10 protein-coding genes are annotated in these 11,714 nt (G+C 44.5%); 7 read left to right on the forward strand and 3 right to left on the reverse strand.

Translation table 11 applies throughout. The annotated features are described in order from the left end of the window. Nucleotides 1-36 precede the first annotated feature (36 nt). On the forward strand, nt 37-330 hold the full coding sequence (locus tag ACMAZD_RS03320; protein ID WP_435248562.1) for an ArsR/SmtB family transcription factor: 294 nt from the start codon (nt 37-39) through the stop codon (nt 328-330). A 207-nt stretch (nt 331-537) separates the two neighbouring features. Here the strand turns inward: ACMAZD_RS03320 and rpsT are convergent, their stop codons facing one another. After that, the gene (gene rpsT / locus ACMAZD_RS03325) at nt 538-798 is read right to left on the reverse strand and encodes a 30S ribosomal protein S20 (RefSeq protein ID WP_012603273.1); all 261 of its coding nucleotides are present in this window, start codon (nt 796-798) and stop codon (nt 538-540) included. 250 nt (nt 799-1,048) lie between these two features. On the opposite strand from rpsT, the gene murJ reads away from it, so the two are divergent. From murJ to ispH, 6 genes are all read left to right on the forward strand, one after another. Then, a complete protein-coding gene (gene murJ, locus ACMAZD_RS03330) occupies nt 1,049-2,611 on the forward strand; it encodes a murein biosynthesis integral membrane protein MurJ (protein WP_435248563.1) in 1,563 nt (520 codons plus the stop codon). A gap of 70 nt (nt 2,612-2,681) precedes the next feature. Beyond that, complete coding sequence (gene ribF / locus ACMAZD_RS03335) at nt 2,682-3,617, forward strand: bifunctional riboflavin kinase/FAD synthetase (RefSeq protein ID WP_435248564.1); 936 nt, start codon at nt 2,682-2,684, stop codon at nt 3,615-3,617. Nucleotides 3,618-3,680: 63 nt separating this feature from the next. Continuing rightward, nucleotides 3,681-6,557: an isoleucine--tRNA ligase gene (gene ileS, locus ACMAZD_RS03340; protein WP_435248565.1), complete on the forward strand. Its 2,877-nt coding sequence runs from the start codon at nt 3,681-3,683 to the stop codon at nt 6,555-6,557. 162 nt (nt 6,558-6,719) lie between these two features. Further along, a complete protein-coding gene (gene lspA, locus ACMAZD_RS03345) occupies nt 6,720-7,220 on the forward strand; it encodes a signal peptidase II (RefSeq protein WP_435248566.1) in 501 nt (166 codons plus the stop codon). Between the two features lie 193 nt (nt 7,221-7,413). Then, nucleotides 7,414-7,845 (forward strand): FKBP-type peptidyl-prolyl cis-trans isomerase, encoded by a 432-nt coding sequence (gene fkpB / locus ACMAZD_RS03350; protein WP_435248567.1) that lies wholly within the window; start codon nt 7,414-7,416, stop codon nt 7,843-7,845. A 147-nt stretch (nt 7,846-7,992) separates the two neighbouring features. Beyond that, nucleotides 7,993-8,949 carry a 4-hydroxy-3-methylbut-2-enyl diphosphate reductase gene (gene ispH / locus ACMAZD_RS03355; RefSeq protein WP_435249320.1) on the forward strand — a complete coding sequence of 319 codons (957 nt, stop codon included), beginning with the start codon at nt 7,993-7,995 and terminating at the stop codon, nt 8,947-8,949. A gap of 104 nt (nt 8,950-9,053) precedes the next feature. Here ispH and btsR read toward each other — a convergent pair whose 3' ends face one another. Together btsR and ACMAZD_RS03365 are read right to left on the reverse strand one after the other, a co-directional pair. Beyond that, nucleotides 9,054-9,785, reverse strand: a complete 732-nt coding sequence (gene btsR / locus ACMAZD_RS03360; protein ID WP_435248568.1) for a two-component system response regulator BtsR — start codon at nt 9,783-9,785, stop codon at nt 9,054-9,056. Nucleotides 9,786-9,889: 104 nt separating this feature from the next. Beyond that, nucleotides 9,890-11,560 (reverse strand): LytS/YhcK type 5TM receptor domain-containing protein, encoded by a 1,671-nt coding sequence (locus ACMAZD_RS03365; RefSeq protein WP_435248569.1) that lies wholly within the window; start codon nt 11,558-11,560, stop codon nt 9,890-9,892. Between the last annotated feature and the right edge of the window lie 154 nt (nt 11,561-11,714).

Here is an 11,714-nt window from a genome sequence, read left to right on the forward strand (position 1 = left end):
CCGTAGTTGGCGTAATAAGTCGTTGGGAGCCAGACTATGAACTTAAAAGAGATGGAGAAGAAGTCGGCGCAGGCCGTTATTCTACTCAAAGCCATGGCCAACGAGCGACGTTTACAGATCTTGTGCTTATTGCATGGCACAGAGCTGTCGGTCGGGGAGTTATGTGGCAAGTTGGAATTGAGTCAATCAGCGTTATCTCAACATCTTGCTTGGTTGAGAAGGGATGGCTTAGTCGAAACTCGTAAAGAAGCTCAGACGGTGTATTACACATTGAGCAGTGAAGAAGTAAAAGCGATGATTAACCTACTGTATGGTATGTACTGCAAGTAGCTTATTGCTGGTGGATTAGCTCATTTCCTATCAGAAATAAGATAGGCACAAGGAAGTGTCGCTATTTATTAGTGAGGCTTAAGAACCATTATTAGCCAAGGCTTAGACAGCTATTAGTCAGACTTCGAGATGTGTTCGCCAAATTTCAGATATAAAAAAACCGGCCGAGGCCGGTTTTTTTCGTTTTGCGTTGTAATCAAATTTCTATTAAAGAGCTTTGATTGCAGCAGCGAAACGAGACTTATGACGTGCAGCTTTATTCTTATGAATAAGGCCTTTAGTCGCCATACGGTCTAGAAGAGGTGTAACTTCTACAAGAGCAGCAGTTGCAGCTTCTTTATTGCCAGCTTCAATAGCTGCAATAGTTTTTTTCATGTAAGTGCGCATCATAGAACGACGGCTAGCATTGTGCTGGCGACGTTTCTCAGCTTGGATAGCGCGCTTCTTAGCAGATTTACTGTTTGCCAAGGTCTAACTCCCAAAAACTTAGTTCGGTGACAATTTAAGGGCGAGGACTATCCCTCATAGGCGCTTAATTGTCAAATGATTTGTGCAAAAACCAATCTCAACCAAACAAATTTTGGTATGGAAAGGTCATCGCGGTTAAGATGGCGGGGATTCTAACAGCATTTTTAGACCAATGCTAATAATTATGCTTCTTAGGATAGGATAGTATTTATCCTTGATTGAAAGTAATCAACCAGTGTCAGAGGTTTGTGTGAGTAAACGACTATTAAAGTCAGGGCTGATTGTCAGTGTAATGACTTTTGTTTCCCGTGTCTTGGGGCTAGTACGTGATGTCGTAGTAGCAAACTTAATGGGGGCAGGAGCAAGTGCAGACGTATTTTTCTTCGCCAATAAAATTCCTAATTTTTTACGTCGACTGTTTGCCGAAGGCGCTTTTTCTCAAGCCTTTGTACCAGTATTAACGGAATATCACGCCGCAGGTGATAAAGATAAAACTCGAGACTTGATAGCAAAGGTGTCCGGTACACTCGGGGTGATGGTTTCTATTGTCACAGTGCTTGGGGTATTAGGCTCTGGGGTTATCACCGCAATGTTCGGTGCGGGTTGGTTTATTGATTGGCTTAATGACGGCCCCTCGGCGCCTAAGTTTGAACTCGCCAGCTTAATGCTGAAAATTACTTTTCCTTATTTATGGTTCATTACGTTTGTCGCTTTATCAGGTGCAATCCTCAATACTATGGGCAAATTTGCAGTTTCGTCATTTACGCCTGTGTTTTTGAACGTAATGATCATTGCTTGTGCTTGGTTTCTTGCTCCTAATTTAGAGCAGCCTGAAATTGGTTTATCCATCGGTGTTTTTCTTGGAGGCTTAGTTCAATTCTTGTTCCAAATGCCCTTCTTGATTAAAGCGGGAGTATTGGTTAAGCCTAAGTGGGGTTGGAGAGATCCGGGCGTGGTTAAGATCCGCACGCTAATGATCCCGGCTTTGTTTGGTGTGTCAGTAAGTCAAATCAACTTGTTGTTCGATACATTTATTGCCAGCTTTCTAGCGACGGGCTCTATCAGTTGGCTGTATTACTCGGATCGACTATTGGAATTCCCACTCGGTTTGTTTGGTATTGCTATTGCGACGGTCATTCTTCCGGCTTTATCTCGTAAGCACGTTGATGCCCAAGGAGAAGGGTTTGCTCATACCATGGATTGGGGGGTGCGCATGGTGTTGCTGCTAGGCATTCCTGCGATGCTCGGTCTTATCGTGTTAGCAAAGCCGATGCTGATGGTGTTGTTCATGCGCGGTGAGTTTTCTCCTCATGATGTAAACCAGGCCTCTATGTCTTTGGTGGCGTACGCTTCAGGCTTGCTGAATTTCATGCTTATTAAAGTATTGGCTCCCGGCTATTATTCTCGTCAAGACACCAAAACACCAGTGAAGTACGGCATCATTGCGATGGTGACTAACATGGTGTTCAACGCAATCTTCGCTTATTTCTATGGTTATGTTGGTTTGGCTATCGCAACGGCGTTGTCTGCGTTCGTGAATATGACTCTGCTTTATCGTGGGTTGCATTTAGCAGGTGTTTATCGTTTAACCAAGACTACATTGTTGTTTAGCCTTAAATTATTGATTTCAGGTACGGTAATGATTGGCGTGATTTTATGGCAGCTAGACAATATGCAATTGTGGCTTGATTGGGGCTTTAACCAAAGAGCGTTGACACTAACAGGTTTGATCGCACTTGGCGCCTTTGCTTATATTGTGTCGATACTGTTTTTAGGTGTCAGAGTAAAACATTTAAAAGCAGCGACAGATTAATACTGATTAGTATATAATCCGTCGGTTTCACACAATAAATGATGCAAATAACAGGTTTTAGCTGATCACAATGGAACTGATCCGAGGTATACACAATATTAAAGCACAGCATCATGGCTGTGTATTAACCATAGGTAACTTCGATGGTGTTCATTTAGGGCATCAAGAGGTTCTGAGTCAGGTTTCTAAACAAGCTGCAGCATTAGGTTTCCCTTCTGTTGTCATGACGTTTGAGCCGCAACCTATGGAGTTGTTCGCCAAAGGTAAAGCGCCAGCACGTTTAACTCGCTTACGAGATAAATACGTGCAACTGAGTAAGCTAGATATCAGTCGTTTACTGTGTGTGAATTTTAATCAGTATTTTGCAAACTTGTCGGCGGAAGCGTTCATTAAAGGCCTTTTGGTTGATAAGCTTGGCGTGAAATTCTTGGTTGTCGGTGACGATTTTTGCTTCGGTAAGGGTCGTACTGGTAATTTCGCTATGCTTCAAGAAGCGGGCGAGAAGTATGGTTTTGAGGTGGTGAGCACCCAAAGCTATTGCTTAAACCAATTACGAGTAAGCAGTACTGAGATACGAAATGCGTTAGCGGCCAATGATTTGGCTTCTAGTACTACCATGCTAGGGCGTGACTACAGTATCAGTGGTCGTGTTTCTCATGGTCGAAAACTAGGGAGAACTATCGGTTTCCCTACCGCTAATATTCCATTAAAACGTTGTGTTTCTCCCGTGTCGGGAGTGTATGTTGTTGAAGCATTAGATATCGACGGTGTTCCTGTCGGTGGTGTTGCTAATATTGGACAACGACCAACGGTTAATGGTGTAAGGCAGCAATTAGAAGTGCATTTTTTTGACTTTAAAGCCAATTTATATGGTAAACAGTTAGAAGTACGACTTTTGCACAAACTGCGCGACGAAATAAAGTTTGAATCGTTCGACGCACTAAAGAATCAAATAGAATTGGATGCTGAAGCCGCAAGGGTGTGGTTGCTTCAGCTAAAGAATTAGTCGGATAATTCCACCGATTAACATAATGTCTAACTTCGCCCAATATAACGGAATTAAGAATCGATGAGTGATTATAAAGATACCCTGAACTTACCAGAAACAGGGTTCCCAATGCGTGGCAATCTGGCAAATCGTGAACCAGAAATGCTTAAGCGTTGGTACAAAGAAGACCTTTACGGTGAAATCCGTAAGGCAAAGAAAGGTAAAAAATCTTTCGTATTGCATGATGGCCCTCCATACGCGAACGGGGACATTCACATTGGCCACGCGCTAAATAAGATTCTTAAAGACATTATTATCAAATCTAAGACCCTTTCTGGTTTTGATGCACCGTACATCCCTGGTTGGGACTGTCACGGCCTTCCAATCGAGTTGATGGTTGAGAAGAAGAAAGGTAAACCTGGTCAGAAGATTTCGGCTGCTGAATTCCGCGAAGAGTGTCGTAAGTACGCTGCGGGCCAAGTTGAAGGTCAGAAAGAGAGCTTCAAACGTCTTGGTATCATGGGCGAGTGGGACAAACCTTACCGCACTATGGATTTCGGCACAGAAGCGAACATCATTCGTTCTCTAGGTAAAATCGCAGACAAAGGTCACCTACTTAAAGGTTTCAAACCTGTTCACTGGTGTACTGACTGTGGTTCTGCTTTGGCTGAAGCTGAAGTTGAATACAAAGATAAAGTTTCTCCATCTATCGATGTGAAATTTTCTGCAGCTGACGAAGCGGCTCTACTAGAGAAATTTACTCTAGTAGAAGGCCACGCTGGTCAAGGCGAGATCTCTATCGTTATCTGGACAACAACACCATGGACTCTGCCTGCTAACCGCGCAGTATGTCTACGTGATGATCTTGAATACGTATTGATCCAAGTGGAAGCGAATGGCGAACAGCCTGCTCAACGTATTATTGTTGCTTCTGAACTAGCAAAAGACGTAATGGATCGTGCGGGTATCGAGCGTTTCCATAACCTTGGTTTTGCGACTGGTGCTGATCTTGAGCTTTCTCAGTTCAACCACCCGTTCTACAACTTTACGGTTCCTGCTGTTCTTGGCGATCACGTAACAACTGACTCTGGTACTGGTGTGGTTCATACCGCTCCTGGTCACGGTCAAGAGGATTTCGTGGTTGGTAAGAAGTACAACCTAGAGATCGCTAACCCAGTAGGCTCAAACGGCGTTTACCTGCCAGACACTGAGCTTTTTGCTGGTCAGCATGTATTTAAAGCGAACGATTCTGTTTTAGAAGTTCTAAAAGAGAAAGGTGCATTACTTCATCACCACGCTTACGAGCATAGCTACCCACATTGTTGGAGACACAAAACTCCAATCATCTTCCGTGCAACACCACAATGGTTCATCTCTATGGATCAAGCTGGTCTACGTGCAAAAGCACTAGAGTCAACGAAGAGTGTTGAGTGGATGCCAGAATGGGGTCAAAGCCGTATCGAAGGTATGATCGAAGGTCGCCCTGAATGGTGTATCTCTCGTCAACGTACTTGGGGTGTGCCAATTGCTTTGTTCGTTCATAAAGAAACATCAGAACTTCACCCAGATAGCCCAGCTCTTATTGAAAAAGTAGCGAAGCTTGTGGAAGAAAAAGGCATTCAAGCTTGGTGGGATGTAGATGCTGCTGAACTTATGGGGGCTGAAGACGCTGACAAGTACGAGAAAGTACTTGATACGCTAGATGTATGGTTCGACTCAGGTGTAACGCACTTCTCTGTTGTGGATTCTCGTGAAGAGTACAACTTCCCGAATGAAGAAAGAACGCACAGTGCTGATCTTTACCTTGAAGGTTCTGACCAACACCGTGGCTGGTTCCAGTCATCTTTGATTTCATCTATCGCGATGAAAGACGTAGCACCATACAAGCAAGTGCTAACGCATGGTTTCGTAGTTGATGGTAACGGCCGTAAGATGTCTAAATCTATCGGTAACGTTGTTGCTCCTAAAGATGTAACGAACAAGCTAGGCGCAGATATTCTTCGCCTATGGGTTGCTTCTACGGATTACACTAACGAAGTTGCGGTTTCTGACGAGATCCTGAAGCGTTCTGCTGATGCATACCGTCGTATTCGTAACACGGCTCGTTTCTTCCTAGCTAACCTGAACGGTTTCAACCCTGAAACTGACCTAGTTCCGGCTGAAGAAATGGTTGCACTTGATCGCTGGGCTGTTGGCCGTGCTCAAGCTGCACAAGAAGAGATCGTTAAGGCATACGGTGAGTACAACACTCACGGCGTAACTCAACGTCTAATGCAGTTCTGTTCTATCGAAATGGGTTCCTTCTACCTAGACGTAATTAAAGACCGTCAGTACACAGCGAAACAGGGCAGCCATGCTCAACGTAGCTGTCAAACGGCACTTTACTACATCGTAGAAGCTCTCGTTCGTTGGATGGCTCCTATCATGTCGTTCACTGCAGATGAAATCTGGAACGAGATGCCTGGCTCTTTACCAACTGGAGAGCAGCGCGACACGTTTGTATTCACAGGCGAGTGGTTCGAAGGCCTATTTGGTCTTGCTGACGACGAAGAACTAAGCAACGAATTCTGGACTGAAATCCAGTCAGTTCGTGGCGCAGTGAACAAGCTTCTTGAAGATGCTCGTAAAGAGAAAACAATCGGTGGTGCTCTGCAGGCTGAAGTTACTCTATACGCTGACGATGCACTAGCGGCTAAAATCAACAAGCTAGAAGATGAGCTACGCTTCGTACTTATTACTTCTGCTGCTGTTGTTAAGCCACTTAGCGATAAGTCTGATACAGCTCAAGCGACAGACGTTGAAGGTCTATACGTTGAAGTTGCAGCAACTGAAGCTGAGAAGTGTGACCGTTGCTGGCACCACACTCCAGATGTAGGCACAATCGAAGGTCACGAGAAAATTTGTGGTCGTTGTGTGTCGAACATCGACGGTGAAGGCGAAGTGCGTAAGTACGCATAACGACTCAGAGAAAGACTGAACTTTTTGTAAAAATCATAGCCCCAGTATCAGCTGGGGTTATTTTTAATTATAGGAAATGTGTTTAACCAAGCTGACTTTCTCGTGTTCATTCTTGATAGTGGATAATGAGATGATTTGACTGAGTAGAGACTAGGAATAGAAATGAGTGAAGTTTCGTTAAAACAATCTGGTGTTCGTTGGTTATGGCTGGCTTTGCTGGTGTTCCTTGCTGATATCGTCATCAAACTCTTTGTCATGGACAATATGGGTTATGGCTTGGCAAATCGTATTGAGGTGTTGCCATTCTTTAACTTTTTGTACGTTCATAACTATGGTGCGGCATTTAGCTTTTTGAGCGATCAGAGCGGCTGGCAACGTTGGTTATTTACGGGTATCGCATTTGCGGTAACGGGTATGCTGACATACTGGATGAGCAAACTACCTGCGACAGAAAAGTGGAATAATATTGCTTATGCGATCATCATTGGTGGCGCGGTAGGTAACGTGTTCGACCGCGTTGTGCATGGTTTTGTGGTTGATTACCTAGACTTCTACTGGGGTACTTACCATTGGCCTGCATTCAACTTGGCTGATATGGGGATCTGTATCGGTGCTGCGATGATCATCTTGGATGGCTTTCGCAAGAAAGATGAAAGCAAATAGGCTACCAAGCATTAATGAGTGTTAAGTAAATTGCTTTGAAATAGATTGCCCTAAAGTCAGTCTATGACTCACAGAATAGAATAGCCCTAAGCGCTGTCGGTTGATTCCGACGGCGCTTTTTTTTATGCTTCAGTCAACAAGGAAGCAAAGCACAGCGCATCCTCAAATAATAAAGAAATCTAAGGAAAGTAACGTGGCAGCAATTAAAAATGATTCAGCAGTAACTCTACATTTTACGATTAAAATGAAGGATGGTTCAGTTGCCGATAGCACCGAAAATATGGGCAAACCCGCTAAGTTCGTTATGGGTGATGGTAGCCTAAGCGAAAACTTCGAAGTGTGTTTGCTTGGACTTGAAGCGGGTACAGAAAAGTCTATCGAACTGAAAGCACAAGATGCGTTTGGTATGCCTAACCCAGACCATATTCACCACATGGATAAAGCGAAGTTTGCTGGTGGTACTGATGTTGAAGTCGGCACTATCATGGCATTCTCTGGCCCTGACGGTATGGAAATTCCGGGTATTATCACTGATATCGCAGGTGATTCAGTGACGGTTGATTTTAATCACCCATTAGCAGGCCAAGACGTTACGTTTGACGTCACCATCTTAGCGGTAGAATAACGATAGAATAGCTGTCTTCACGCTAGAACAAGATAGCCTTACAGCTGTGATGTCACCCAAAGCTTCACTGTCTAGGCGCTTCACTGTAGAATGCGAACCTCGCTGACAGCGAACTCTATAGAAACAACCTTAGTACCGCGGTAAATGATGAGCAATGAAATGAAAATAATGTTAGCTAACCCTCGTGGCTTTTGTGCTGGTGTCGATCGTGCGATTAGCATCGTAGAACGCGCACTCGAAATGTATCAGCCACCGATCTATGTTCGCCATGAAGTGGTGCATAACCGCTTTGTTGTTGAGGGACTCAAGCAGCGTGGTGCTATTTTTGTCGAAGAACTGAGTGAAGTGCCAGACGACAATATCGTGATCTTCTCTGCTCACGGTGTTTCTCAAGCCGTTCGTAAAGAAGCGAAAGAGCGTGAACTCACGGTATTTGATGCAACGTGCCCATTGGTAACCAAAGTACATATGGAAGTTGCTCGTGCGAGCCGTAAGCATATGGAAGTAGTACTGATTGGTCACGCGGGTCACCCAGAAGTGGAAGGCACTATGGGTCAGTACGCTAGCCAAATCGGTGGAATGTACTTGGTTGAGAAGCCAGAGGACGTACAGAACCTAGTGGTGGATGATCCAAGTAACTTGCATTACGTTAGCCAAACCACGCTGTCAGTTGATGAAACAGCAGACGTGATTGAAGAGTTACGCCGCGTGTTCCCTGAGATCCAAGGGCCACGTAAAGATGATATTTGCTACGCAACACAAAACCGTCAAGACGCAATTCGTGAGATGGCCGGTGACGTTGATGTCGTGATTGTTGTTGGTTCTAAGAACTCATCTAACTCAACACGTTTGAAAGAGCTGGCTGAGAAGCTAGGCACGCCAGGTTACCTAACCGATTGCCCTGGAGACATTCAAACAGAATGGGTTGAAGGGAAAAAGAAAATTGGTGTGACAGCGGGTGCTTCAGCGCCTGAAGAGCTAGTAAACCAAATCTTAGATCGTATTCGTGAGTTGGGTGCAACTGAAGTCGAAGAGATTCAAGGTCGTGAAGAGAACATGTTCTTCGAAGTACCTAAAGAGCTACAGATTAAGCAAGTCGACTAATCTCTATTGATTCGTGACAAGATCGATTCGTCATACAGTCGATTCGCAAGCAGTAAAAAGCCAACGTTGATACGTTGGCTTTTTTGATCGTGCGCTTTGATAAGCTATTGGATACCGAGTTGTTCTTTTAGTGTCTTGAGATAGCGACGACTCACAGGCACTTCAAACCCGGTAAGCGTGACGACCTCTGCTAATCCATTCTCGAGTAACTTGATCTCTTGGATGGATTTAATGTTGATCAAATATTGACGATGACAGCGGATCAAATCGGTCTTTTCTTCTAGGATCTTCAGGGTTAACTGTGAGGTCGCAGTTTGTGATGAGCTACGAACATGCACACCACTGATATCTGAATAAGCGCATTCGACTGTTTGGCTTGCCATGATCACAATACGGTTATGACCAATGCACGGGATTTGCTCTAAGTGACAGGGAGCAATCGCGGAGATGTTTTGTTCTGGCGCTTTCTGGTTCTGCTTGATGACCTTATTCAGACGACAAACACTCTTGTTTAATCGACAAGGTTCAACCGGTTTGAGTAGGTAATCAAAGGCATTGTCTTCAAAGGCTTGAATCGCATATTGGTCGTAGGCGGTAACGAACACCACGTAGGGCATGGTGTCTGGATCAAGCATGCTTAATAGTTCAATTCCGGTAACCTGCGGCATTTGGATATCCAAATACACGACATCAGGCTTGAAAAGGTTGATCTGTTTCAGTCCTTCGATCGCGTTACTCGCTTGGCCAATGATTTCTACTTCACCGGTTTCTGTCAGTAGCTCAATCAGCTCTTCGCGAGCAAAAAGTTCATCATCGACAACTAATGCCTTTAACATCCTACAATCTTCATCTTGATTCTATCCCTGCTTGATTCACGTTTATCTTTTAAATATGGCTTTTAAATGTAGCTACCCAGAAGCTATCACCTACGAAAACACCATTATTTTAGTATAGGTATGATAAAGCTCATTCGAGTAAATTGCTGTGGTTGAGATTCTATTTTTAGTGCAGAGTCTTGTCCAAAGAAATTAGTGAGTCGTTTGTCAACAATTTCCATCCCTAAACCGACATGGTCTTGAGACGGTTTCTGATAGTTGCCTGCATTGTCTTCCACGATCAGCTTAAATCCACCCTCGAAAGCTTCGCTATAGATCTTCACTTGGCCGCCTTCCAACATGTTTGAAATACCATGCTTGATGGCGTTTTCAACCAGTGGCTGTAGGGTAAAGCTTGGCAGTCGCGACTCATACAGTTGCGGATCGATATCCCATTCCACTTCTAATCGGTCGGTAAAGCGTGCCTTTTCAATGGTTAGGTACGCATTAACGTGTGCCAACTCGTCTTTGAGTTTCACAGTGTTGATGTTCTGCTTCAGATTACTTCTAAAGAAGTGAGACAGATGCTGAATAAGCTCTCGTGCTTTGTCGGGATCACGGCGTGTTACAGCGCTGATGGTGTTAAGTGCATTGAACAAGAAGTGAGGGTTCACTTGAGCATGCAGCAGTTTGATCTCTGCTTGAGTCAGCAGTGTTTGCTGTTGCTGATAGTTACTGAATAGGATCTGACTCGACAATAGCTGAGCGATACCTTCACCCATCGACATGTTGATGGTCGAAAACAGTTTGAGCTTTGGCTCATACAGCTTGATGGTACCGACCACTTCATTACCCGCACGCAATGGAATAATAAGCGCAGAGCCCAATTTACAATCTTGCGATAGAGAACATTGGTACGGGTTCTCTTTGCCATCGAGGTAGATGATGTCGTTCTGTTCCATCGAGGTTAGGGTGCTTTGCGATGAAATAGGGGTGTTTGGAATATGGTGTTCATCGCCAATGCCGACGAAAGCGAGGATTTTCTCTCGGTCGGTAATCGCCACGGCACCAACATTGGTCTCTTCATAAACGATACGCACGATTTTTTGTGCGTTATCGGAATTGAATCCACCATGCAGAATACCCACTGAACGTTCGGCGATGGTTAATGCGCGGCGAGAGAAGGTCGCAGAGTATTTTTCGAAGATGGTTTTACGGTCTTGGATTATGCTCATGAACAGTGCCGCACCCACAGAGTTTGCGATGATCATTGGCGCGGCAATATCAGAAACCAGAGCGTAGGATTGCTCGAACGGTTTCGCGACGGCAAGCAAGATTATCATCTGAATGATTTCGGCAAAAAGGGTTACAGAGAAAACCACCAGAGGATTAAACAGCTGGCTAGCTTTGTTCTTCCTCACGAGATAAACGTGTAATAGGCCGCCAATCAAGCCTTCTGCTGTGGTTGAAATCGCACAAGCTAGATCGGTGAATCCACCTAAAGAGTAACGATGGATACCGCCAGTAAAACCGACCGCAAAGCCGACCACCGGACCACCAAACAGACCGCCCATGACCGCGCCCATTGCCCGCGTATTGGCGATGGCGTCATTGATCTGTAATCCAAAATAAGTGCCCATAATACAGAACAGGGAAAACAGAATGTAGCAGCTGATTTTATGACTTAACCGCGAAGAGATGCTCAATAAAGGGAGAATCAGTGGAGTCTTACTTAGCATGTAAGCTATTACTAAGTAGACACAGGTTTGTTGCAGCAGAGAAAGAATGAGTTCCATATTTTCACCTATTGAGACGCTTGTTAAGTGTAAAGCTCATTGCGGGGTAACGGTAGCTTTGCTTGCCTTTTCTGGCTTATATCGAATGACTTTGGTTTCCCAAGGTCGAGAAACTAATATTTAGAAATAACAAAGCCCATCACAGTGGATGGGC

The organism is Vibrio sp. nBUS_14 (genome assembly GCF_051201655.1).
Lineage (GTDB): Bacteria > Pseudomonadota > Gammaproteobacteria > Enterobacterales > Vibrionaceae > Vibrio.

Coding starts and splice junctions, on each gene's coding strand:
- ileS (WP_435248565.1), top strand. CDS start 3,681: ATGAGTGATTATAAAGATACCCTGAACTTACCAGAAACAGGGTTCCCA.
- ribF (WP_435248564.1), top strand. CDS start 2,682: ATGGAACTGATCCGAGGTATACACAATATTAAAGCACAGCATCATGGC.
- ACMAZD_RS03365 (WP_435248569.1), bottom strand. CDS start 11,560: ATGGAACTCATTCTTTCTCTGCTGCAACAAACCTGTGTCTACTTAGTA.
- btsR (WP_435248568.1), bottom strand. CDS start 9,785: ATGTTAAAGGCATTAGTTGTCGATGATGAACTTTTTGCTCGCGAAGAG.
- lspA (WP_435248566.1), top strand. CDS start 6,720: ATGAGTGAAGTTTCGTTAAAACAATCTGGTGTTCGTTGGTTATGGCTG.
- ispH (WP_435249320.1), top strand. CDS start 7,993: ATGAGCAATGAAATGAAAATAATGTTAGCTAACCCTCGTGGCTTTTGT.
- ACMAZD_RS03320 (WP_435248562.1), top strand. CDS start 37: ATGAACTTAAAAGAGATGGAGAAGAAGTCGGCGCAGGCCGTTATTCTA.